The sequence below is a fragment of the Rhizobium sp. LC145 genome, assembly GCF_001005825.1.
Classification (GTDB): domain Bacteria; phylum Pseudomonadota; class Alphaproteobacteria; order Rhizobiales; family Rhizobiaceae; genus Neorhizobium.
In genome coordinates, this window is sequence record NZ_LBHV01000019.1 from 1 (window position 1) to 22,759 (window position 22,759).

General features: G+C 63.6%; 28 protein-coding genes. 7 read left to right on the forward strand and 21 right to left on the reverse strand.

All coding sequences use genetic code 11. The features are described 5' to 3' along the window. Nucleotides 1–3,094 (forward strand): zincin-like metallopeptidase domain-containing protein (locus YH62_RS27745; RefSeq protein WP_046797572.1); only part of this gene is annotated, 3,094 nt, incomplete at its 5' end. A 15-nt stretch (nucleotides 3,095–3,109) separates the two neighbouring features. Then, nucleotides 3,110–3,535: a KfrB domain-containing protein gene (locus YH62_RS27750; protein WP_046797573.1), complete on the forward strand. Its 426-nt coding sequence runs from the start codon at nucleotides 3,110–3,112 to the stop codon at nucleotides 3,533–3,535. Nucleotides 3,536–3,610: 75 nt separating this feature from the next. Here the strand turns inward: YH62_RS27750 and YH62_RS27755 are convergent, their stop codons facing one another. Together YH62_RS27755 and YH62_RS27760 are read right to left on the reverse strand one after the other, a co-directional pair. Further along, complete coding sequence (locus YH62_RS27755; RefSeq protein WP_046797574.1) at nucleotides 3,611–3,904, reverse strand: type II toxin-antitoxin system RelE/ParE family toxin; 294 nt, start codon at nucleotides 3,902–3,904, stop codon at nucleotides 3,611–3,613. Further along, a complete protein-coding gene (locus YH62_RS27760) occupies nucleotides 3,891–4,190 on the reverse strand; it encodes a type II toxin-antitoxin system RelB/DinJ family antitoxin (protein ID WP_046797575.1) in 300 nt (99 codons plus the stop codon). The genes YH62_RS27755 and YH62_RS27760 overlap by 14 nt, the downstream gene beginning before the upstream one ends. 205 nt (nucleotides 4,191–4,395) lie before the next feature. Here YH62_RS27760 and YH62_RS27765 point away from each other — a divergent pair, with 205 nt between their 5' ends. Genes YH62_RS27765 through YH62_RS27775 form a run of 3 tightly spaced genes read left to right on the forward strand, consistent with a single transcriptional unit; the run spans nucleotide 4,396 to nucleotide 5,728 of the window. Continuing rightward, nucleotides 4,396–4,590 carry a hypothetical protein gene (locus tag YH62_RS27765; RefSeq protein WP_046797576.1) on the forward strand — a complete coding sequence of 65 codons (195 nt, stop codon included), beginning with the start codon at nucleotides 4,396–4,398 and terminating at the stop codon, nucleotides 4,588–4,590. Next, nucleotides 4,587–5,108 carry a thermonuclease family protein gene (locus YH62_RS27770; RefSeq protein ID WP_046797577.1) on the forward strand — a complete coding sequence of 174 codons (522 nt, stop codon included), beginning with the start codon at nucleotides 4,587–4,589 and terminating at the stop codon, nucleotides 5,106–5,108. The genes YH62_RS27765 and YH62_RS27770 overlap by 4 nt, the downstream gene beginning before the upstream one ends. Beyond that, entirely contained in the window at nucleotides 5,069–5,728 is a 660-nt protein-coding gene (locus YH62_RS27775; protein ID WP_011205802.1) for a recombinase family protein, read from the forward strand. Before YH62_RS27770 ends, YH62_RS27775 begins: the two co-directional genes overlap by 40 nt. A 23-nt stretch (nucleotides 5,729–5,751) precedes the next feature. Here the strand turns inward: YH62_RS27775 and YH62_RS29240 are convergent, their stop codons facing one another. The 19 genes from YH62_RS29240 to YH62_RS27870 form a co-directional block, all read right to left on the reverse strand. Next, nucleotides 5,752–6,414 carry a hypothetical protein gene (locus YH62_RS29240; protein ID WP_052760551.1) on the reverse strand — a complete coding sequence of 221 codons (663 nt, stop codon included), beginning with the start codon at nucleotides 6,412–6,414 and terminating at the stop codon, nucleotides 5,752–5,754. A 35-nt stretch (nucleotides 6,415–6,449) separates the two neighbouring features. Next, nucleotides 6,450–7,145 (reverse strand): hypothetical protein, encoded by a 696-nt coding sequence (locus YH62_RS27785; protein WP_197082561.1) that lies wholly within the window; start codon nucleotides 7,143–7,145, stop codon nucleotides 6,450–6,452. Nucleotides 7,146–7,160: 15 nt separating this feature from the next. Continuing rightward, complete coding sequence (locus YH62_RS27790; protein ID WP_011205799.1) at nucleotides 7,161–7,580, reverse strand: hypothetical protein; 420 nt, start codon at nucleotides 7,578–7,580, stop codon at nucleotides 7,161–7,163. A gap of 16 nt (nucleotides 7,581–7,596) precedes the next feature. After that, a complete protein-coding gene (locus YH62_RS27795) occupies nucleotides 7,597–8,331 on the reverse strand; it encodes a TraX family protein (RefSeq protein ID WP_170986362.1) in 735 nt (244 codons plus the stop codon). Between the two features lie 36 nt (nucleotides 8,332–8,367). Further along, on the reverse strand, nucleotides 8,368–8,631 hold the full coding sequence (locus YH62_RS27800) for a hypothetical protein (RefSeq protein ID WP_046797578.1): 264 nt from the start codon (nucleotides 8,629–8,631) through the stop codon (nucleotides 8,368–8,370). Between the two features lie 30 nt (nucleotides 8,632–8,661). Beyond that, complete coding sequence (locus tag YH62_RS27805; RefSeq protein WP_082118555.1) at nucleotides 8,662–9,366, reverse strand: hypothetical protein; 705 nt, start codon at nucleotides 9,364–9,366, stop codon at nucleotides 8,662–8,664. Nucleotides 9,367–9,381: 15 nt separating this feature from the next. Further along, nucleotides 9,382–9,981 carry a TrbM/KikA/MpfK family conjugal transfer protein gene (locus tag YH62_RS27810; protein WP_046797579.1) on the reverse strand — a complete coding sequence of 200 codons (600 nt, stop codon included), beginning with the start codon at nucleotides 9,979–9,981 and terminating at the stop codon, nucleotides 9,382–9,384. A 23-nt stretch (nucleotides 9,982–10,004) separates the two neighbouring features. Continuing rightward, nucleotides 10,005–11,612: a P-type conjugative transfer protein TrbL gene (gene trbL / locus YH62_RS31095; protein ID WP_046797580.1), complete on the reverse strand. Its 1,608-nt coding sequence runs from the start codon at nucleotides 11,610–11,612 to the stop codon at nucleotides 10,005–10,007. Nucleotides 11,613–11,618: 6 nt separating this feature from the next. Then, the gene (gene trbK, locus YH62_RS27820) at nucleotides 11,619–11,828 is read right to left on the reverse strand and encodes an IncPalpha-type entry exclusion lipoprotein TrbK (protein WP_046797581.1); all 210 of its coding nucleotides are present in this window, start codon (nucleotides 11,826–11,828) and stop codon (nucleotides 11,619–11,621) included. A gap of 11 nt (nucleotides 11,829–11,839) precedes the next feature. Next, nucleotides 11,840–12,616 (reverse strand): P-type conjugative transfer protein TrbJ, encoded by a 777-nt coding sequence (gene trbJ, locus YH62_RS27825; protein WP_046797582.1) that lies wholly within the window; start codon nucleotides 12,614–12,616, stop codon nucleotides 11,840–11,842. A gap of 16 nt (nucleotides 12,617–12,632) precedes the next feature. Continuing rightward, the gene (locus YH62_RS27830; protein WP_046797583.1) at nucleotides 12,633–14,024 is read right to left on the reverse strand and encodes a TrbI/VirB10 family protein; all 1,392 of its coding nucleotides are present in this window, start codon (nucleotides 14,022–14,024) and stop codon (nucleotides 12,633–12,635) included. A gap of 4 nt (nucleotides 14,025–14,028) precedes the next feature. Then, complete coding sequence (locus tag YH62_RS27835; RefSeq protein ID WP_046797584.1) at nucleotides 14,029–14,508, reverse strand: conjugal transfer protein TrbH; 480 nt, start codon at nucleotides 14,506–14,508, stop codon at nucleotides 14,029–14,031. Nucleotides 14,509–14,511: 3 nt separating this feature from the next. After that, nucleotides 14,512–15,405: a P-type conjugative transfer protein TrbG gene (trbG, locus tag YH62_RS27840; protein WP_046797585.1), complete on the reverse strand. Its 894-nt coding sequence runs from the start codon at nucleotides 15,403–15,405 to the stop codon at nucleotides 14,512–14,514. 11 nt (nucleotides 15,406–15,416) lie between these two features. Continuing rightward, the gene (locus tag YH62_RS27845; RefSeq protein ID WP_046797586.1) at nucleotides 15,417–16,175 is read right to left on the reverse strand and encodes a conjugal transfer protein TrbF; all 759 of its coding nucleotides are present in this window, start codon (nucleotides 16,173–16,175) and stop codon (nucleotides 15,417–15,419) included. Then, nucleotides 16,172–18,724, reverse strand: a complete 2,553-nt coding sequence (locus tag YH62_RS27850) for a VirB4 family type IV secretion/conjugal transfer ATPase (RefSeq protein ID WP_046797587.1) — start codon at nucleotides 18,722–18,724, stop codon at nucleotides 16,172–16,174. Before YH62_RS27850 ends, YH62_RS27845 begins: the two co-directional genes overlap by 4 nt. Beyond that, entirely contained in the window at nucleotides 18,721–19,032 is a 312-nt protein-coding gene (locus tag YH62_RS27855; RefSeq protein WP_011205786.1) for a conjugal transfer protein TrbD, read from the reverse strand. Before YH62_RS27855 ends, YH62_RS27850 begins: the two co-directional genes overlap by 4 nt. 2 nt (nucleotides 19,033–19,034) lie before the next feature. After that, complete coding sequence (trbC, locus tag YH62_RS27860; protein WP_011205785.1) at nucleotides 19,035–19,472, reverse strand: IncP-type conjugal transfer pilin TrbC; 438 nt, start codon at nucleotides 19,470–19,472, stop codon at nucleotides 19,035–19,037. 12 nt (nucleotides 19,473–19,484) lie between these two features. Next, nucleotides 19,485–20,444, reverse strand: a complete 960-nt coding sequence (trbB, locus tag YH62_RS27865; protein WP_046797588.1) for a P-type conjugative transfer ATPase TrbB — start codon at nucleotides 20,442–20,444, stop codon at nucleotides 19,485–19,487. 270 nt (nucleotides 20,445–20,714) lie between these two features. Further along, a complete protein-coding gene (locus YH62_RS27870) occupies nucleotides 20,715–21,080 on the reverse strand; it encodes a transcriptional regulator (protein ID WP_046797589.1) in 366 nt (121 codons plus the stop codon). 120 nt (nucleotides 21,081–21,200) lie between these two features. On the opposite strand from YH62_RS27870, the gene YH62_RS27875 reads away from it, so the two are divergent. Beyond that, nucleotides 21,201–21,551 (forward strand): single-stranded DNA-binding protein, encoded by a 351-nt coding sequence (locus tag YH62_RS27875; protein ID WP_011205782.1) that lies wholly within the window; start codon nucleotides 21,201–21,203, stop codon nucleotides 21,549–21,551. Nucleotides 21,552–21,599: 48 nt separating this feature from the next. Beyond that, nucleotides 21,600–22,748 carry a plasmid replication initiator TrfA gene (gene trfA, locus YH62_RS27880; RefSeq protein WP_046797590.1) on the forward strand — a complete coding sequence of 383 codons (1,149 nt, stop codon included), beginning with the start codon at nucleotides 21,600–21,602 and terminating at the stop codon, nucleotides 22,746–22,748. Nucleotides 22,749–22,759 lie beyond the last annotated feature (11 nt).

Sequence of the window (22,759 nt, forward strand, 5' to 3'; positions counted from 1 at the left end):
GGAACCGGGCATGCCCGGTTCCTTCATCCCACTCAACCCGACCACCGGCAAGCGGTACAAGGGCATCAACGCGATCCAGCTCATGGCCCAGGGCCATGCGGACCCGCGCTGGATGACCTACAAGCAGGCGGCCGCCGCCGGCGCGCAGGTCCGGCGCGGCGAGAAAGGCTCGCCGATCCAGTATTGGAAGTTCAGCGAAGAGCAAACCAAGATCGACGAGCAGACCGGCAAGCCGGTCCTCGATGCCAACGGCGATCCGGTCAAGGTGACGGTGCAGCTCGAACGCCCGCGCGTGTTCTTCGCCACCGTGTTCAATGCGGAGCAGATCGACGGCCTGCCGCCGTTGGAGCGCAAGGAACAGACCTGGAACGCCGTCGAGCGGGCCGAGCACATCCTTGCGGCGTCAGGTGCCACCATCCGCCACGGCGAGCACGACCGCGCGTTCTACCGGCCGTCCACGGACAGCATCCATCTGCCCGACAAAGGCCAGTTCCCGACCGCCGACAACTACTATGCGACCGCGCTCCATGAGCTGGGTCACTGGACCGGCCACCCGTCGCGGCTGGACCGCGACCTGGCGCATCCCTTCGGGAGCGAGGGGTACGCCAAGGAAGAGCTGCGCGCCGAGATTGCCAGCATGATCCTGGGCGACGAGCTGGGCATCGGCCACGACCCCGGCCAGCACGCGGCCTATGTCGGATCGTGGATCAAAGCGCTACAAGAGGACCCGCTAGAGATTTTCCGCGCGGCCGCCGACGCGGAGAAGATCCAGGATTTCGTCCTGGCGTTCGAGCAGAAGCAAATTCAGGAACAAACGACCCAGCAGGCCATCGAGCCTGCGCAGGGGGCAACTATGGAGCAACAGCAAGACCAGGTAGCACGACCGGCCATCGCGCCGGCCGACGAGCTGATCGCGCAGACCCTGCGCATGTACCGCGCCGGCGCGGAGCCGGCGGAAGGCAACCAATCGCTGGCCGCGCTGACCGAATCCACGCTGGGTTTCGAGCTACCCGCCGATTGGTCCGGCCGCGTCCAGGTCCAGGCCAACGTCGAGGTCGAGCACGACGGCGAACGGTTCGTGGAGCCGGCCGGCGACCGAGAGCCGGAGTTTTGGGGCGTCTACGCGCATCATGAGTCCGGCGGTCATCAGTGGCTTGCCGACTTCGCCGGTCCCGACGCGCAGACCAATGCCGAAGCGCTCGCCGACCGCCTGGCCGTGATCGACGCCTACGCGACGGCCAACGAGTACGAGCAGGCCGCGAAGTTCGCCCGCATCCATGAAGAGCGGGTTCGCCGCGATCCCAACAGCACCGACGAGGACCGCGTTGCCGCCAAGGAGGCGCGCAAGGCCGCCGAAGGCACGGCCATGCTGCACGACGAGGACCTACAGCGCCGCATCGCCGACTACGAGCGCGAGCAGCAGGAAATGGCCCAGGCCATGAACGCGGCCGAGCAGCCGGCGGCCGCTCAGGCCCCAGCCAAGCCCGAGCGCGCCTACTTGAACGTGCCGTTCAAGGAGAAGGACGAGGTGAAGGCCCTTGGAGCGCGCTGGGACCGCCAGGAACGCGCCTGGTACGTTCCGGCAGGGGTTGACCCTGCCCCGTTCGCCAAATGGGCGCGTGAGGGCGCTACAGCGGCCGTAGAGGCCCGCGCCGAGGGCCAGGCCACCCAACCCACGGCCGAGCGCCGCAACGCGGGCCAGGAGCGCGTCTACCTGGCCGTGCCCTACGGCGAGCGCCAGGTTGCCAAGGCGGCCGGCGCGCAGTGGGACAAGGTGGCCAAGTCCTGGTATGCCGGCCCGAATGCCGACATGGGCAAGCTGCAACGCTGGCTGCCGGACAACGTGCCCACCCAGCAATCCCCGGCCGTCTCGCCGGAAGATGAGTTCGCCGAGGCCCTGAAAAGCATGGGCTGCGTCGTCACCCCCGGCGGCGGGCATCCCATCATGGATGGCAAGAAGCACCGCATCGAGACAGAGGGCGATAAGAAGGGCGAGAAATCCGGCTTCTACGTCGGCCACTTGGACGGACACCCGGCCGGTTACATCAAGAACAACCGTACCGGCGTCGAAATGAAGTGGAAGGCCAAGGGCTACGCCCTGGACCCGGCCGAGAAGGCCAAGATGCAGGCCGAGGCGGCGGCCAAGCTGGCCGCGCGTGCGGAGGAACAAGAACGCCTGCACGAAGCTACGGCGCAGCGCATCGGCCGTCAGGCGCAGGGCTTGGTTCCGATCACGGAACCGACGCCGTACCTGCGCGACAAGGGCCTACAGTTGCACGCCGGCGTCCTCACCGATCAGGAGGGCCAGAAAACCTACATCCCGGCCTACGACGCCGACGGCAAGCAATGGACCATGCAGTACATCCAGGAGGACGGCACCAAGCGCTTCGCCAAGGACAGCCGCAAGGAAGGATGCTTCCATGTTGTCGGCGGCATGGATGCCCTCGCGGCCGCGCCGGCGCTGGTGATCGGCGAGGGCTACGCCACCGCCGCCACCTTGGCCGAAGCGCTGGGGCACGCGACCGTCGCCGCGTTCGATTCCGGCAACCTACAGGCTGTTGCCGAGGCCCTGCACGCGAAGTTCCCGGACAAGCCTGTTGTGATCGCCGGCGACGACGACCGCCAGGTACAGATCACCCAGGGCGTGAATCCCGGCAGGACGAAGGCCCAGGAAGCCGCCAAAGCGGTCGGCGGCAAGGCCATCTTCCCGATCTTCGCGCCGGGCGAGAACGCCTATCCCAAAGAGTTGCCGCCGATCACCCCGGAGAGCTACCGCAACCACCTGCACGCTGAAAAGCGACTCGCTGACGCGGCCGCCGGCAAGGTCCAGTTGAGCGAGGCCGACACGGCCAAGTTCAAGGAATCGCTGTTGGGTGATGACCAGCTCGCGGCGCTGGCGAACATGAAGAAGCACACCGATTTCAACGACCTGGCCGAGCGCAGCAGCCTCGGCAAAGACGGGGTTGAACGCCAGGTGAGAAGTGCGGTCGGCAAGGTGCTTCTCGATGAGGGCCAGCGGCAGAAGGTGCAGCAGCTCAAGCAGCAAGACATCGAGCAGCAGGAACAGCGCCAACGGCGCGCGAGAACCTACTAAGGAGAACCGGAGCGTATGAACAAAGTACAGATCGGGGCACCGCGTACAGCGGCAAGCCCTGGCGAGGGTAGCGTCAAGATCGCCGTCATGAACGGCAGCCGTCAGGTGAACCAGGTAGTGAATGGTGAATGGTTGACGACGAAGGTGTTGCCCGAGGCTGGTCTACCGAAAGGCATCTACCAGTTGAGCAATGCGAAGGACGCGAGCAAGAACGTCCATCCGCATAAGCACGTCGGTCAGGTCCTGCACGACGATGGCCGCAACGTCTATCAGCTCAGCGAAGGCGGAATCGTGAAGCACAATCGGGGCATCTTCGAGAAGCCGCCGGTTGTCGGGCAGAACTACGAAATCGCCTACAGCCGAGGCCAGGGCAAGGTCATCGGCGAGGTGTCCCAGGAACAGGCGGCCAAGGCCGAGCAGAAACGCTCGCGCTCGATCTAGGAGGCATATGTAGCAATAGAAAAGCCGGGCAATGCCCGGCTTTTTTGTGCGCACTTAAGTTTTAGCGGCTGAAATTCAACCGGCGTCATCTTCCGGCGGCCACTGCTGCGCAGCGTGGAGAACACGCAAGATGCGCACGGTAAAAGGGTCTTCCGTGTACACGACGATATAGTTTGCCCGCACGACCATTTCCCGCGTGCCCTCGATCCGGCCAGGCCGGTAGAGCCTCGGATGCTCTGGCAGCTTCGCCGCTTTGGCTTCGATATCGTCTTTCAGCCTTTGTGCGGCGTCGGGGTTGTCGTCAGATATGTAATCGACAATCGCCAGCAGATCGGCGCGAGCTGGTTGCGACCATTCAAGCTCTGGCACGGCGCTTCCTATCGATCAGGGCTTGCGCCTCGTCCATGACCTGCTGATGCGGCACGCCTGGCCGGGTGTCGGCCAGCGCTTCGCGCACCTTGGCACGGAACCATGCGTCATGGGCTTCCGGGTCAGTGGTCAGGCCGGCCGGCAAGCCGCCTTCCTTCGATACGCGGGTTAGGAAGATGCGCACGGCATCCGATACGGACAGGCCGAAGTTGGCGAGCTTTTCGGTCGCGTCGGCCTTGAGCTTGTCGTCTACACGGATGTGCAGCATGGATGTTTGAGCGGCCATCGTCATTTCTCCTGGTGTTGATCTTGCCCCCTATTATGTATCTCAATCGAGATACATTCAAGGGCCGACTACCCTACCCTGGCCCATTAAAGCCAGAAAAATGCGCTAGGCGCATTTAAGTCGTGCGTTGTTATTTTGAGCCATGTGCAATAGACTAGGCGCAAATGGGTATACCCAATTTGACCAAGTGAGAAGGAGACGCGCTATGCAGCAGCCAGGGGCCGACGCCGCGAGCTGGGTTTTGTTGGATTGGACGGGCACCGCGCCGCGCGAGGCCGGCCGGTTCGCCAAGTGGAACGATGCCGATGCCGCCGCGCAGCAGCTCGACGGCAAGACCAGCATCGAGGATTCGCGCACGTGGGACCGGATCAAGGCTTCCGGTAAGCGGAGCGTCGCATGAAGGCACGATTCAGAGCGGCCGCGCTGGCAATCCTCCTGGTCGTGGCTGGCCCGGCTGCGGCCGAGCTGCGCGGCGAGGTCGTGCGCATCATCGACGGCGACACCATCGACGTGCTGGTAGACAAGCGGCCGGTGCGCGTGCGCCTGGTGGACATTGACGCGCCAGAGAAGCGGCAAGCCTTCGGCGAACGTGCGCGCCAGGCGCTGGCCGGCATGGTGTTCCGCCGGGCCGTCCTGGTCGACGAGAAGGACACCGACCGCTACGGCCGCACGCTGGGCATCGTGTGGGTCAACGTCGAGCTGCCCGGCCGGCCACCGCACCCGCGCAACGTCAACGCCTCGATGGTTCACCAGGGCATGGCCTGGGCCTACCGCTTCCACGGCCGCGCGAGCGATCCTGAAATGCTGCGGCTCGAACAGGAGGCGCGAGGCAAGCGCGCCGGCCTATGGTCCGATCCGCACGCCGTCGAGCCGTGGAAATGGCGACGCGAGAGCAACAACCGGAGGGACGAAGGTTGAAGGTCGCCCGCATCTACCTGCGCGCCAGTACGGACGAGCAGAACCTTGAACGCCAGGAGAGCCTTGTAGCGGCCACGCGGGCCGCCGGGTACTACGTCGCCGGCATCTACCGCGAGAAGGCGTCCGGCGCACGCGCCGACCGGCCCGAGCTGCTGCGCATGATCGCGGACCTGCAACCTGGTGAAGTCGTTGTTGCGGAGAAGATCGACCGCATCAGCCGCTTGCCGCTGGCCGAGGCCGAACGCCTGGTTGCGTCGATCCGGGCCAAAGGGGCCAAGCTGGCCGTGCCTGGCGTGGTGGACCTGTCGGAGCTGGCCGCCGAGGCGAACGGAGTGGCGAAAATCGTCCTGGAATCCGTCCAGGACATGCTTTTGAAGCTCGCCTTGCAGATGGCCCGCGACGACTACGAGGATCGGCGCGAGCGTCAACGTCAGGGCGTCCAGTTGGCGAAGGCCGCCGGCCGCTACACCGGCCGCAAACGTGACGCCGGCATGCACGACCGAATTATCACGCTTCGCTCCGGCGGATCGAGCATTGCCAAGACGGCCAAGCTGGTCGGATGCAGCCCGAGCCAGGTCAAACGAGTGTGGGCGGCCTGGAACGCGCAGCAGCAAAAATAAAGCCGGGCAGTGCCCGGCTTTTCTTACCTTTTCGCGTCTCGCAGAGCCGCTGCGAGCGCCCTACCTAGATCCTCGCTTTCCCCTTCGGTGTAGTCCGGCCAGGGCACGAAGGGCGCGGATGCGAACCTGTTGAGCATGTAGACCTTCGGGCAGCGGTAGACCACCGGCGAGGACGCCTTTTCATCCCACCGGGCCAGGATCACGTCAGCATCGCAGTGCATGTCCTTCACCTGGTCGCGGAAGAAGCCGAAAGCCACCATGCCGCTATGTTCGTCGAGGAACGCCAGTTGCTTCGCGCTGGCGATCGCGCCGACGCCGCCGGCCAGAACCGAGGCCATCACCCAGCCGACGAACCAGAAACTGGCATTCCTGCGGTTGACCACGGCCCGCGCGGCCGCGATCAGCACAACGGCCAAGCTGCCCACCAGTGCCATGACGACCGTGATCCGGCCGTTGTGGAAAGCGATGGGCTTACCGGCGTCCGCCTGCATCGCGTCGTAAATGCTCGACCCGATGGGCGCGCACATCAGCACGACCGGCAGCAGCACCAGGAACAGCGTCCGCGTCCATTGCGCGACTGCCTTGCGGTGTTCGCCGGCGGCAAGTGCCTCCATCATCGGCGTGAAGCCCAACAGGGCAACCGCAGCCGCCAGGCCGGCAATGATGCCGCAGGCCATTACATACATACATCCTCCCTAATGCGCGTTGCGCATGGTTTTAGTTAGAGTCCGCGGCCTTTGCGCGGGCCGCTTCGGCCGGAGCGCGGCTGCACCTTGGGGGCCGGCCGCGCGGCCGCCGCCGGCGCGTGCCGGGCCGGTGTGGCGACCTGCGGAGCCTGGCGTTGGGCCTGCGCGAACAGTTCCGAGAACGACAGCGGCGTGGGATCGAGGCCGCAAACCTTGTTCAGCAGCTCGGCCGACTCCCGGCCGTGGACCTGGATCGGAAACGACGGAGCCTTGTTCGCAATCAGCCAGAACGAGCGCGTGACCCCGTTGCTGAAACCAATGTCCACCCGGTCGCGCTCCTGGTGCGCGCCGGCGAAGGCCAGCGGCACAGGATTCTCCCTGCCGTGCGCGAAGCCCTGGACGGCGTGCTTGAACTTGTAGTCCTGCGGCATTTCCGAGCGCAGCAGGCAGTTGTCCGACCGCGTTTCGCGGCCCGTCGAGCTGCTGCGCAGCCAGGCCCGATAGAACGCTTCGGTGTCCACCCGGACCACGAACATTTCATCGTTGATCGCGCCAGGCTTGGCCGACATGAAGCGGTCGGCCTGGCCGGGCACTGGCACGCGCCAAACGGCCTCGCGTGCATCAACCTGGACCAGTTCCGCCGGAGCCGGCCGGGGCCGGCTCACCACGGACGCATCCAGTTCCTTCAGCTCGCGGCGACGAGCAAGGAAGCCCTTCAACCGTGTCAGCATTCCGCCGCCCTCCCCTCAGTAGAACTTGGCGTCGTCAAGGGAGATCGAGCAGCCGTTATGGTCGTAGGACACGTCCTTAACGGTGCCAGTGACGCGCGTGGTCTGGCCGGTGGAAACTGACTTGATGGCGAGCTGGTTATCGGTCCCAGCATGGACCGAGGCGCTGCCAGCGCGCAGCAGGACCCGGTAGCGAGGCTTGAAGCCTTCGGAAATCACCTGCACCTTGCCGGTGGCCGATAACCCTTTCTTGCCGTACAGCTCCGTCGCCCGAACCGGGTTCTTGTCGGCGTCACGGCAGATTTGCGCCACTGGCACGGTCAGCATTTCCGGCGGGGTCGAACCGGGCGGCGTCGGCATGGGGATGTTCAGCAGTGCGCAGCCGGACAGGGCGAGCAGCGGCAGGGCCGCGATGGTGCATTTCTTGAGCAATTGCATACTGGAATCTCAAAGGTCAGGTGAAAAACAAGTAGCCCGCCTCGCGCATCGGAATGCGGATCAGCCAAAGAGCGGCCAGATGCAGCGGGTAGTACGTGTAAAAGGCCCAGCGCAGGCGCGGGACACGAAGATCGACGCCGGCGGCGCCGATCACTAGGGGCACGACAGCAAGCGCCCACAGGTTGCCATTGATGTACCACAGCGACGCGCAGGACAGCAGCGCCATCAACGCGGCCGCCCACGTCGGGCGCTTGAGGTACAACCAGACAGACGCGGCCAGCAGCAGCGCCGGCCAACAGAACTCGACCAGGCCGCCGGCCACGACGAACAGCGCTACAGGAGCGACCGAGCGGCCGCGCTCGACCAGGTAGAGCATCGCGGTTGCGGCCAACAGCGTGAACATGACGTTCAGCGGCCACCATCCGCCCACCACGCCACCCAGCGCAATGAACGGGACCGAGGCGACCAGGCCGAAGCCCAACAGGCGTTTCATCGCTCGCCCGTACAAACCGCGCTCGAGCGCGCCCGGGCGGGCGAGGTTGTACGCCAGGACGAAAACGAAAAGAGGCAGGGCCAAGCGCCCCGCCTCGAACAGATATGGCAGCGTACCGTTGAACAGGTACTTGTTGACGTGATCCCCGGTCATGGCAAGCAGGGCGAGCCACTTCAAGGCTTCAATGGTGCCGTCGGCGATCACCAGGGCAGGCAGCGAGGCCCGGCCGCTGGCGTCGTTCATGGCGCGTGTATTCATGCCCTCCCCCTTGGAGTAAAGACGCCCTGCAGGGCGCTATTTGCGCCCATAGCGCAGCGCGTATTCCCGGAGGACGTGCAGCGCTAAAGGCAGGGCCGCGAGGCCCAGCAGAGCGCCGACGGCGTACATGGCCCATGCGGGCAAGAACGCGAGCAGCGTATGCGCGACCAGGCCAAAGACGATGACAGGCCCGATGCCCAGGACCAGAAGATCAAACGGCGCTTTCGCCTGCGATGCCGCCCAGGCCGCGTAGGCCCTGGCCCCGTTCATGTATCGCTGCGTCAGGTTGCGAATGCCCATAGGCTTTAGCCGCTAAACGGCCGTTCCTCCTTATGGCGTGTTGTTGATGATGAGCTGCCGGGGCACGTAACCGGAGCTGCGGAAGCTGGTACGGGTGATCCGGCCTTGCTTCACCGGCTGGGCTTCGGCCGACGCTGCTGCCGGCGCATCAGCGGCCGCGAGCGTGGTCCCCTTCCCTGCCGGCTGCGCCGGCGAGCTGGGGCCATAGTTGACGGTGACGAAACGCGCATCCAGCCACTTCGCCCACTTGTCGGCCTTCACCATCAGATCGGCGCGATAGATCGCGTTCTTCGACGGCGTGCGTGAGTGATAGTTAGCGGCGCGCGTCCACAGATCGCCCTTGTCGTTGCGAATGTGCCCGCGCAACCGCCAGGCCGCGAGGTCATAGGGATAGCAGCCTGCCGCAGCAACGTCCTGGGCCGTGATCCCGTACTTCGCCAGATCACCCAGGTAGGCGGTGTTGAATTGCAGCTCGCCCACGTCATAGGTGCCATTGGTGTTCTTGACCCACTGGCCCGGCTTGCCGCCTTCCTTTTCCCGGATGGCAAGAAGAATGTTGGCCGGAATCTCGTACTTCGCGGCCGCAGATACCGAGCACACAACGCGCTCTTCCATCTGTTCAGACAGATCGGGGAAGAGCCGTGCGGCATTTGCATCCGCCGCACCGAAGCCAGTGGCCGCCACCAGGGCGACCACCGGCAGAGCGTTCCGTGCCAGCAGCTTGGCAAACGGCATCGCTATCCCCTCCCCTTACCGCTCGAACCGACGGTAGGCGTCGCTGCCATAGCGGCCGTACTGCTGCTGCCGCTCTTTGAGCTTCGCTTCGTACTCCTTGAGCGCGCGGTCGTAGTCCGCTGCCTCGACCCAATAGCCGCCCTCTTCCGGCGTGCCGACGTAGCGCGGCGCGCTAGTGTTGAAGTCGGTATAGGCATGGCCCGTGTAGGACGCGCAGTAGTCCGGCAGGCGGTTGCCGATGTAGAACTGGTCGTCCCAGCTCCGCCACTCACGCAGCACGGAGTTCAGCGAGGACGCATCGCAGCGCCCGGCCCCGCGCGAAATCGCGGAAACGAGCGTCTGCATTTCCGGCGTCTGGTTCGACACCGGGCAGAGGTTGAGGAAGTTCAGCCGCGCCTTGAGCGTGTCCGACAGCTTGCGCTTGTGGATGCCGAAGTACCGCGACAGCGACGGGCTGCACTCGCTGGGCCGGCTGCCCGTTGACAGGCACAGGATGGCCTCGCAGGCCAGGCGGGTATCGCCCGTCAGCACGTCTTGCGCGCTGGCCGAGCCAGTTGCGCCGAGGCCCAAGGCCACCACCAGGGCGGCCGACGAGAACGCTTTTTTCAGTTGCATGGTCGTAGCTCCTAAGAGTCGTTTCAGGATTGGGCGGGCTTGTTGACGAAGCTCGCCACTTCGGAATCCGCGTCGGCGGCCGCTTCCCTGTTGTTGCTTGCGGAAAGGCTGTTGTCGTCGAACGACGGTGCAGGTGCCGGTGCAGGTTGTTCCTGCGCCTGGCTGTTGCTGCTGCTATCGGCGACGGTTGCAGCGGTCTGCGCCGCCGCACCCGCGCCGCGAATTGCCTGCGCGATCTTGCCGCCCACGGTATCGCCGATGCGTTCCTGGGCTGATGCGCGCATTTCGCCGGCCTTGGCCTTGGCGACCGAGCCGGCACCTTTCGCCAGGTTGGCGACGGTATCGGCCGCGATCCGGCCACCCTTGGCCGCCGTGGCTCCGATACCACCGGACGAGCGACCACCACCCGAGCCGCCGCCCGAGCTGCCGCCCGAGCTGCCGCCGCGTGCGCCGCTGCTGTTGTCGCCGGCGGCCGAGGCCATTGGGGTTTCACCACCGCCCGAACCGCCACCACCGCCCGAGCCACCGCCGTCGCCGCTGCTGCTGGTGCCGGCGCTACCACCGCCGCCGCCACCACCGCCGCCCATCATGCTCGACAGAATGTCGGTCCCCGCAGAGACGTTATCGCTGGCCTTTGACGCGGCCGCCATGATGGCCTGCGCGCCACCGGCCGCCGCCGCAGCCCCGGCCGCGACGGCTGCGCCGCCAGTGGCGATTGCCGCGCCGGCCGTTGCGGCCGCACCGACGAGCGTGCCAGCGCCGAACTGACCGATGCCAGCGCCGCCGACGCTCGCGCCGGTGATGATGCCCGCGATGAGCTGCGGCACCTTGTTGACCAGGACGAGCAGGATCAGGCCGACGATCAGCATCACCCCAAGTTCCTTGAAGTTGATGCCTTCGCTCATGCGGCTGTAGTAGTCATCGAGGAAGGTCTTGCCGATGCCGACCAGCAGCACCATTGCGAAGAGCTGCGCGGCGACCCCGAGGACGGTCTTGTAGTAGTTGATCGCCATGTCCGAGGTCCAGCGCGAGCCGCCGAAACCCAGGAAGAACACACCGCCGTAGGCAAGAATCCACCCGGACGCCAGGAGCAGAAGCATGTTCACGCCGACCAAGGCGAGGATGCACAGGATGGCGGCCGCCAGGGCAGCACCGACGAAGCTATCGACGGGCGACCAGTACGAGGTTTCGTCCATCACCTTGAAGAAAATCTCAAAGCCAACATCGACGATGCCGGACGGCGAAAGCCCCTGCCCCAACCCCGTTGCCTGGCCTGCAATTTGCCGCAGGGACGCATAGATGGACGACGCGAAATTCGGGCCGTTGGTCAGCAGCCACCAGAAGAAGCCGGTGAAGATGGTGAACCGCACGAACTCGGCGAAGAACTCGCCAATGTCGGCCTTGCGCAGCGCCATCATGCCGAAGGTCCAGACCATGCTAATCACGGTCAAGGTCCAGAACAGCCACGTTGCGGCGTTCTGGACGACAGTGGCCCAGCCGCTCGCGGCGTCCTGGTAGCGCTGCAATACGTTGTCGAGGATGCCCGAATTGTCGATTTGGGCGTATGCCGCTACCGGCATCAAGGCCAGCGTCAGGACCGCGAGCGCGGCAGCTCTAGTCTGGATTTTCATACGTCATCACCACTCTTTCTTTTCGCTGGGCTTGAAGCCTCCCGGTTCTCCGCGCGGGCACTTCTTCAACAGCTCCGCGCGTTGAGCGGCATCCGTGACCTTCGGCAGATCGGCGCAGGTCAGATTGTCGGTGTCGGGCTTGTTGTCGCAGCCTGCCAGGCTGGCCGCCATGACGGCGGCCAGCGCGGCAACTGCGATGAAGTTGGATTTCTTCATCGCGCCTCCCCTCACCAGCTCTTAGCCGGACTTGCGCGGTACGAGCCTTCGCGCAACTTCGCGCTCGCAGCGTCCTGCTGGGCCTGCCGATCCTGCTGGGCCTGCATCTGCGTGGCGATGGCATTCTGCTGGGCTACCAGGAGGCCACGGATTTGCAGGAGCTGGTTGGCCTGCTGGCTGGCGAACTGGTTGGCATACTGGATCGCTTCCATCTGACCTTGCGCACCCTGCGCCTTCGATTGGAGCTGTTGGAGCGTGCGAGCGTCGGACTTGAGGTTGTCCTGTTGCTGGTCGATGCCCCGGAACAGCGCATCGTTGGCCTTTTTCTGCGATTCAGACGCCAGGCGGCGGTTCTCTTCCATCGCGGAACGCTCGGCATCAGTGCAGCCGCCGAGGGAGAAGCACGGGGAGGACTTGTAGTAGGACACGTCCTTGAACTTGCCCAGGTAGGCGTCGATGCTGCCCGCCTGGTTCTTGTAGTAGTTCAAGGTATCGACGGCGCTCATCAGGCCGTTGATGGTGGACTGCGCCTGGTCCCAAATGTACGCGGCGGGGGCCATCGTGTTTTGCAGCATGTTTTCGTACTGCTGCAACTGCGTCCGGTACTGCTCGATTTGCTTCTGGACCTGCGCAACCTGCTGAATCGCGGTGACAGTGGTTTGCGACAGGTTGGTGCCGTCGATGACCGGGATGCCCGCTTGCGCAGGCGTGACCGCCAAGGTGCCGGCCGAAAGGGCCAGCACCAGAGCGACTTTAGCGGCTAAAACATTCTTAGCGAGCTTCTTCATAAGTTACTCCTTGGAGTTAATAGTCAAACGCCTGGTAGGGCTTGGAAAACGTCATGTCTTTGGTGACGATGACGTTGAAGCGATAGCCCGGACGGATTTCCAGCGTCGGCGCGATATTCAAGTTTTTGGCGATCATCTGCGCCGTTACTTGGCCGAGCTGTTGACCCAACGCTTCACTCATCGCGGAACCCGCGTCTTGTCGTCCGTAACCGCTGTTGCTGTTGCCACGGTCCTGACTCAAGCTGATGCCTGCAACGACGCCCGACATGAGGAATGCCGATGCGAAGGTGCGGAAGTAGTGGTTGTTCACCTTGTCGTTGAAGCCTGCATAGCCAGCGCTATCGCCACCGGGCATGGCTCCAATGTCCATTGCCTTGCCGTCGGGGAAGATGATGCGCTGCCATGCCACCAGAACGCGCTTCTGCCCGTAGGCCACATCGTTCGAGTAGCTGCCCACCAGGCGAGAGCCTTGGGGGATGAGCATGTGCTTGCCGGTCGCCGTGTCGTACACCGACTGCGATACCTGGGCCATGATTTGGCCCGGCAGATCGGAGTTGATGCCCGAGATAAGCGTAGCCGGAACGACGAAGCCAGCGCGCAGCACGTAGGGCGTTGCAGGGGCCTCCGGCTGCGAGTCGAGCCGCCAACGGTCGCCCTCGCTGCGGTTGTCGAACGACCCATAGCCGGCGCTGCCACCACTGCGGTTCGAGGTCTGCACCAGGGTTGGCGCACCCGAGCCGCCCATGCCGCCAGCCCCTGCCCCGCCGCCCATCGTGCGAGCCTGCGCAAGCGCAGCCTGGTAGGCAGCGGTCGGGTCATTGGCGCGGGCGTTCTCAGCCTGCCGACGCAGCTCCTGGATGCGCGCAAGGGTTTCCTCGCGGCCCTGCGGAGCACCGCCGCCGGCGCTGCCTTGGCTGCGCGGCGCGTCGATGCGCACCGTCGTCTTGGCCCTGATCGCCTCTTCCAGCATCTGCAACTTCGCCATGCGGATGCGGTCCAGGTCCTCATTGCGCGCACCCTGCGGCGGCGTCGGGGGCTGGTCCAGGTTCTCGGGCCGGGCGACCGTGATGGTGGTTCCCGGTGCCGGTGCTGGTGTCAGCTCCGTCGTCGGCTGCTGGGCGGTCTGTTCCTGCGGAATCGCCGGCGGCTTGGCCTTGATGATGCCGTCCTGCTGTTTGCCGGCAATTTCGTCGGCAAACATGCTGGTGCTGCCGGCCTTCTCAGCCTTCGCCGCTCCCGGCTGGTTCTGCTGCGCAGCGCGATCCGCAGCAACCAGGGCCATCACCAGCAGGAAGATGCCGAGCACACCGCCGATGAGGTACATCGGCATGTTGTTGACGCGGCGAACCCCGCTTTTCGGCTTGACCGCATCCGGGGATGCGTCCGGTGCCATTTGATCTTCGCTCATTGGCTTACTCCTTCCGAACCCATGCGCCGGCCGGGACCATAGTGTTGTTTTGGGCGAGGTAGGCGCGCGTGAGCGATTGAGAGCCGACCATAACGGTCAGGCGATACAGGTTGCTGTCGCTGAACTGATCCAGCACGTAGCGCAGCGGATAGCCGCCCTGGGCTTGCGGCGTTGCCGGCTTCGCAGCGGCCGAGGACGCAGCCGGAGCTGCGGCCGCGTTGCCGTCGGGCTTGTACTCCATGACGGCATAGCCCTGGGCGCGAAGGTCAGTGACCAGAGCAATGCCGAACGGGTCGGGCGTAGCCTGCTGCAATTCCAGCCTGGTTTGCGCCGGCGGGTAGAGCTTGACGAGCTGCTTCACCGCATCGGTCGCAATGGTCTGGTTGTAGGCGGCCGGCGCGTCATGGACGAAGCTGCCGTACTTGGAGGTTGCGCAACCGGCCAGCGTGGCCGCGAGTGCGATGACGGTCAGAATCTTACGCATGGTTTAGTTCCCCCTCGAAATGGTCACGCGGTCCTGGCTGCTGCCCACACCCGCGATGAGGATGGCCTTGTCGAAAATCGTATCGACGATGTAGCGGTCGCCCTGGACCCGGTAGTTCACCATCACCGTTTCATCGTCGGAGAACAGGCCGCCCTCCTTGCGAACGACCAGGAGCGTCGGCGCTTCCGTCTGCTCCATCGAGCGCGGCATCTGGATGATGGTTTTCTTGCCGTCGTTGTAGACGCGCACCGGCTTCCAGGACGTGGACCCGCTGATGGAGTAGTTGAAGCTCAGGTTGCCCAGGTACTCGCCGGTCTGCGGGATGGTTTTCTCGACGCGATCACGCTGTTCGCGGTTCTTGATGGCGTCCCACTTCGCAAGCGCATCTTCCGGGTAGGTGAACGACACCTGCGGCATGTACTGCGTGCGATGCGAGCGCAGGCGCATGTGGTAGCTGCGGCGATCCGTGGTCACGACCAGGCTGGTTTCCAGGCCCACATCCATCGGCTTGATGATGAGGTGCTGGGTTTCGTTCGCGCCGCTGCCGGTGATGGCCGGCTCGACCGTCCAACGGGCCGTGTCACCCAGGTTGATCGAGTTGACTTGCTCGCCGGGTTGCAGGGCCACATCGCACACTTGCAGCACGGCGCATACGATGCTCGGCTGCTGCGCGCCGAACAGGAAACGCACCGAACCGCCAGGGCCGGCGACCGGTCGCATGCCGGCGGTCCCCGCCTCCCACTTCTTGGCGATGGCGATGGCCGCCCGCTCTTGCGCGGTCAGCTCCGGGTTCTTGCCGGAAAAATACAGGTCGGTCAGGTCCGCGCTGGGATCGGCGGCAAATGCAGGCACGCTAACGGACGCGGCCAGGACCAAAGCAAACAGTTCCTTTTTCATGATTCAGTGCCTCACAGAAGTCTCGACCAGGAGAAGTCCCGGACGTAGATCCCGGCCGGGTTGTTTCGCAGTTGTTCTTCCTTGGTGTCCGCCGTCGGCTCGACGACGTAGACCGTCACCAAGGCCCGCATGCGCACGGGCTGGCCTTTCACCACGCCTTGCCTGTCGCGCGTCGTCTCGACCCAATCGACCTGCCAGGTGTCGGGCGTCTGCGGGATTACGGAAGTGATTTCGGTGCTGACCGTTTCGACGGCCGCGCGAGCGAACGGGCTGGCGTCGGCAGTGCCGTTGAGCCATTCGTTCATCTTGGCGGTCGCCGGGTCATTCGGGCCGAGCTTGGCATAGACGCGGTAGACAGCCTTGCGCTGCAAGGCCACGTCCGGCGTCACCAGGCGAGCATCGCCAACGAACTCAGCCACCGAGGCGTGAATGACACGCGGATCGGTTTTCGAGGCCCTGGTCATCGGTCCCACGGCGGCAGTCTGCCCGAGCTTGTCTACCTCGTAGACGTAAGGCACGAACTTCGACTGGCTGCCGATGTGGATGATGCCGCCGACCGCCGCGAGGACGATCATCAGCGAAAGGATGCCGACAACCTGCCAGGTCTGCTTTTGCGACACGACGGAACCGACGTGGTCGTTCCAGGTGCGCCGCGCCGTCAGGTACGGGTTGTCGGTCTGCGGGCCGGACGCTGCCGGCGTCGCCGCTGCTGCGGCCGTTGCGGGCTTCTTCTTGAAGATCAAGCCCTTGATCTTGTCTGCAAAACTCATGCTGCCTCCAGGTATTCATCAAGGGCGAGGCCCCGGCCGCGCAGCCATTCATCCACCCACTGGTCGCCGAACTTGGCTTCCAGGCTCTTGATGATGGCGACGGATTCCTTGTCGGATGCGCCGACGAACGCGAGTGCGAGCGGGCCAAGTGCCAGGTCGTAGAGACGACGGCCGTTCTCCGACACGTAGTAGTACTGACGCTTGGGAACGGCCTGGGCCAGAATCTCGATCTGGCGAGCGTTCAGGCCCATGCGGCGGTACAGGGCCGCCGTGTCCTCATCCCTGGCGTAAATATTCGGCAGGAAAATCTTGGTCGCGGTCGATTCCACGATCACGTCCAGGATGCCGCTGTTGGCGGCGTCGGACAGGCTCTGCGTTGCCATCAGCACAAGGCAGTTGGCCTTACGCAGCACCTTGAGCCATTCCCTGATCTTCGCGCGGAATGCTGGATGGCCGAGCATCAACCAGGCTTCGTCCAGGATGATGACGGCCGGCTGGCCGGTCAGGGCGCGCTCGATGCGGCGGAACAGGTAGAGCAGCACAGGCAGGGCGAATTTCTCGCCGAGGTTCATCAGCTCTTCGATCTCGAAAACCGTGAAGTCGGACAGCGCCAAGCCATCCTCTTCGGCATCGAGCAGATGGCCCATCGCGCCATCGACCGTGTACTGGCGGATTGCTTCGCGGATCGCCTCGTCCTGAATCGTCACGCTGAACTCGGAGAGCGTGCGCGCGCCGCTGGCGTGCATGCTCATGATCGCGTTGCCGATTTCGTTGCGCTGGGCCGGGGTCGTTTCGACGCCGTTCAACGCCAGGATGGTGTCGATCCATTCCATCGCCCAAGCGCGGTCGCCCTTGGTGCTCAGGAACTGCAAAGGGCAGAACGCCAGGCGTTCGTCGTCGGCCGCCACGGTGAAATGCAGGCCGCTTGTGCCCTTGGTAGCCGCACGAATGCCGGCGGCGAGCGGGTACATCGACATGCCCTTGTCAAAGGCGAAGATCGACATGCCGGCGTAGCGACGGAGCTGCGCGGCGAGGATCGCCAGATGCGTCGATTTACCTGCGCCGGTCGGGCCAAACATGAAGGTGTGGCCGAGGTCGCGCACGTGCAGGTTCAGCCGGAACGGCGTTGAGCCTTGCGTGACGCAGTGCATCAGCGCCGGCGACAGCGGCGGGTACATCGGGCATGGAGCGTTCGCGTTGCCGGTCCAGATGGTGCTGGTCGGCAGCAGGTCGGCCAGGTTCATCGTGTTGATGAGCGGACGGCGGACGTTTTCCACGCCGTGGCCGGGCAAGCTGCCAAGGAAGGCGTCCAGCGTGTTGATGGACTCGATGCGCGCGGCAAAGCCCAGCCGGTTGACGGCCTTCTCAACGTCGCGGGCCGCACCTTCCAGGCGCGTGCGGTCCTCATCCATCAGCACGACGACACTGGTGTAATAGCCCACGGCCACGATGCCGCTGTTGACTTCGGCAATCGCCGCCTCAGCGTCGGCCACCATCGAAAGCGCGTCTTGATCGACCGGGCCGGTGTTCGTGTTGAACACCTGGTCGAAGAAGCCGCGAATCTTCTGCCGCCACTTCTTGCGGAACTTGTCGAGGTGCTTCACGGCTTCGTGCTGGTCCATGAAGATGAACCGGCTCGACCACCGATATTCGCAGGGCAGTTCGCCGAGCGCCGTCAGAATGCCGGGATAGGACTCCAAGGGGAAGCCTTCGATAGCGACCACCTGGACGAACTTGCGGCCGACCTTGGGCACCCCCCCGCCCCACATTTCTTGCCCGCCGATCAGAGCGTCCAGGTACATCGGGTTGCTGGGGAGCTGCACAGGATGGTGCAGGCCCGTCACGCAGAATTGCAGCCAGCGCAGGAAGTCATCATGCGTGACGGTCGTGCCGTCCTCGTTGACGATCTTGTGCCCCTTCAAGCGGGTGAGCGACACGGCCGAGGACAGGCGCGATTCGATGCTACGCACGTCGCGCTTGAACTGGTCGATGAGGCCCTGCGTGCGGGCCTTGCGATCCGGGGCGGTCGCGTCATCGTCAAACATCAGCTCGACGAACTTGCGTTGGGCGAGCAGCGGCGGGAACCAGGGCACGGGGAGGACAAAATAGCCCTCGTACATCGTGCCCAGGTTCTCGAAATGCCGCCGGCGCTCTTCTTCAATCGCTGCCGTCAGGCGGTCAGGGAACGACGACAAGCCCCGCTCCGCGTAGTTCGGAGCAGGACGCCGCACGGCGTCCACATGGATCATCCACCCACTTCCCAGGCCCGCGAGGGCCTGGTTGATGCGGGCGGACACTACTTCGCGCTGCTGGTCGGTGCTGCTTGCGTTGTCATCGCCCTTGTACAGCCAGGCAGCCATGAAGCTGCCGTTCTTGCCCACGATCACGCCGTCATCGACGACAGCGGCGTAGTTGAGCAGATCGGCTAGGCCGGCGTCCTTGGAGCGATGCTTTTTCAGTTTCAGTTCGGCATCGACCGCACGGATGCGGGCAAAGAGGATGAGCAACAGAAGCGCGCCGAAGCCCGCGATTGCAATTGCCTGGATCATCGGTATTGCTTCCCTTGGCTATTGGTGTTCTCGCGGAACGGGGTTGAACGGGCCGGGTAATACGGCTTGTACCGGCGGTGACGCAGGTACACGAACCGCATCTTCGGATCGGCCTTCGCCATGATTCGGAACGCATAGAGCGCTCCGAACCACAGGATCAGACCGACCACAGTGGCCCGCAGCTCTTGGGCGCTGAAAATCAGCGCAAACGCCATCAGGCCCGAGAACATCACCAGTTCACGATCACCACCCATGAACAGGTTTTCTCGGTTGCCTGCGCGACGGATGGGGATCGTGCGCAGAGCCATGATTAGGCGAGCCGTCCAGCCGCTACCGCACGCACGGCATCCGCCGCTGCGACTTGCACCTGGTGCAGCGCCCCGTTGCCGAGGGCCGCGATTTCGGCACCACGACCGAAGAAGGTGCTCATCACGTTCTGCGCGCCGACCAGCAGCGCCATCACCAGAACCAGGAAGATCAGGGTTCGGAAGAAGGCGTTGAGTTCGCCGCCGAAGATCAGCACGCCGCCGGCGACGACGATGCCGATGATGGACAGCGCGAAGGCCACAGGGCCGGTCACGGAGTTGCGCAGGTTCGTCAGCCAGCTCTCATAGGGCAAGCTGCCGCCGGTGCCTTCCGAGGCCATCGCCGGGTGCGCGGATAACGCGAGAGCGAGAACGAAGAACACGGCAAGGTAGAACAAAATGCCGCGATTCATGGTCAGACGGAACGGAACAGCCGTTGTCATTGGAAATACTCCTTACAGGGTTTTGGTGATGTACTGGCCGTTCTCGTAACCAAGAACTTCGAGAATTTCTTGCACTCGACGGCCGCTAGGGGTTCTGGCGATATGGACGACCACATGAACCGCCTCGCCAATCAGCGGCTCAATGGGTTTCGGTGAATCCGGGTGCATGCTGATAAGCATGGCGAGCCGGCTCAGGCCCGCTTTGGGGTTGTTTGCGTGCAGGGTGGCGGCACCTCCTTCATGCCCGGTGTTCCAGGCCATCAACAGATCAAGGGCTTCGGGGCCGCGTACCTCGCCGACCAGGATGCGGTCGGGGCGCATACGCAGCGTTGTCTTGAGCAGCAACGTCATCGAGACGTCGATGCTGGTGTGGTACTGGACGGCGTTCTCTGCGGCGCACTGGATTTCGCCGGTGTCCTCGATGATGACGACGCGCTCAGCGGGGTTGAAGGCGACCATTTCATTGATGATCGCGTTGACGAGCGTGGTCTTGCCCGAGCCAGTACCGCCAATGACGAGGATGTTTCGATGCGCCGCGACGGCGCTTTTAATGACCTCGTATTGCTCGCGGGTCATGATGCCCGCCTCGACGTACTGTTCCAGCGTGAAGATGGCGACCGCTCGCTTGCGGATCGCAAAGGTTGGCGCGGCCACAACCGGCGGCAATTGACCGGCAAAGCGGCTCCCATCTAGGGGGAACTCGCCTTCCAGGATGGGCGAATGCCGCGTGACCTCTTTGCCGTGGAACCCAGCCACCGTTTCTATAATCGCCTGCGACTGGCTGGGCCGCATGTCGCAGATGTACCGCATCGGCTCGCCAAGGCGTTCGTGCCACACCTTGCCGTCCGCGTTGAGCATGACTTCAACGGTTTTCGGGTCGTTGAGCGCGGCCAACAGGTCCGCGCCCATGTCGCGTTCCAGCTTGCGCTTGGCCCGCTCCTTGATGGTCTGAAACTCTTCTTTCCCGCTCACTTTTCAGTAACCCCTACGCAACAAATCATTAGCTACATTATCGCACAGGCAAACGATATACCGAAAGTGTTTAGCCTGCAAGACAAACAGCTAATCGAACCCGTATCGCGTAGGGGTTCTGTAGAAAACAAATGTCAAGGCGCACCCGCCCGGTGCCATTCGCGGCACGGCTTCCGTTGAGGATGACGATATGATGCGCGAGCCGATGGCCCGCAGAGAAGGGGCCGTTTTAGCGGCTAAAGAAGGAAGTGCAAGCCCTAACCCTTGGCGTTAGAGCTTTCCGCGCAGCTTTTTTCGGGTGTCGTCGCCCCACTTCTTTACGATAAACGCCTTGTGTGACGGCAAAACCACACTGATGCGCTCATATCCGGGCGGCACGCTGCTCTTAAAGGGATGACCAGCAATCTCCGCGAGTGCCTCGCGGTCAAGGTCGGTTGACTCCAGGAGAAGAGGCAGGGGAGTTTCCAGGGCGTCGGCAATGGCCTCCATCACCTTCAATGAGGGATTGGCCTTACCGTTTGTTAAGTCTGATAGAAACGAAATTGAAACCCCTGCCCTCTCCGACAGCTCATGTTTCGTCATGCCGCGCTCATCGAGCAGACGAAGAATGTTGGTGAAAAATATCTGGTTGTACACAGCGGAAGCCGCCCCTCGCACCTTTGGTCGCGGCTCGCAAAATTTTAGCCGCTAAAGTTCTTGACAGTGGAACCGATGTTTAGCTAAACTAGAGGCTCCTTCCTCAAGGAGACTTTCGATATGAGCCATAATCAGTTCCAGTTTATCGGTAATCTTACCCGTGACACCGAGGTACGTCATGGCAATTCTAACAAGCCGCAAGCAATTTTCGATATAGCGGTTAATGAAGAATGGCGCAATGATGCCGGCGACAAGCAGGAGCGCACCGACTTCTTCCGCATCAAGTGTTTTGGCTCCCAGGCCGAGGCCCACGGCAAGTATTTGGGCAAGGGGTCGCTGGTATTCGTGCAGGGCAAGATTCGGAATACCAAGTACGAGAAGGACGGCCAGACGGTCTACGGGACCGACTTCATTGCCGATAAGGTGGATTATCTGGACACCAAGGCACCAGGCGGGTCAAATCAGGAATAAGGGCACGTTGCCCCGGCGTGAGTCGGGGCAATCCCGCAAGGAGGGTGAATGAATCGGACGTTTGACCGGAAGGCATACAGGCAAGAACTGATCGACGCGGGGTTTTCCGCCGAGGATGCCGAAACCATCGCAAGCCGCACCGTCATGCGTGCGCCCCGCGAAACCTTCCAGTCCGTCGGCTCGATGGTCCAGCAAGCTACGGCCAAGATCGAGCGCGACAGCGTGCAACTGACTCCCCCTGCCCTGCCCGCGCCATCGGCCGCCGTGGAGCGTTCGCGTCGTCTCGAACAGGAGGCGGCAGGTTTGGCGAAGTCGATGACCATCGACACGCGAGGAACTATGACGACCAAGAAGCGAAAAACCGCCGGCGAGGACCTGGCAAAACAGGTCAGCGAGGCCAAGCAGGCCGCGTTGCTGAAACACACGAAGCAGCAGATCAAGGAAATGCAGCTTTCCTTGTTCGACATTGCGCCGTGGCCGGACACGATGCGAGCGATGCCGAACGACACGGCCCGCTCTGCCCTGTTCACCACGCGCAACAAGAAAATCCCGCGCGAGGCGCTGCAAAACAAGGTCATTTTCCACGTCAACAAGGACGTGAAAATCACCTACACCGGCGTCGAGCTGCGCGCCGACGATGACGAACTGGTGTGGCAGCAGGTGTTGGAGTACGCGAAGCGCACCCCTATCGGCGAGCCGATTACCTTCACGTTCTACGAGCTTTGCCAGGACCTGGGCTGGTCGATCAACGGCCGGTACTACACGAAGGCCGAGGAATGCCTGTCGCGCCTACAGGCGACGGCGATGGGCTTCACGTCCGACCGCGTTGGGCACCTGGAATCGGTATCGCTGCTGCACCGCTTCCGCGTCCTGGACCGTGGCAAGAAAACGTCCCGTTGCCAGGTCCTGATCGACGAGGAAATCGTCGTGCTGTTTGCCGGCGACCACTACACGAAATTCATATGGGAGAAGTACCGCAAGCTGTCGCCGACGGCCCGGCGGATGTTCGACTATTTCAGCTCGCACCGCGAGCCGTACCCGCTCAAGCTGGAAACCTTCCGCCTCATGTGCGGATCGGATTCCACCCGCGTCAAGAAGTGGCGGGAGCAGGTTGGCGAAGCCTGCGAAGAGCTGCGAGGCAGCGGCCTGGTGGAACACGCCTGGGTCAACGAGGACCTGGTGCATTGCAAGCGATGACCGCCGCAAGG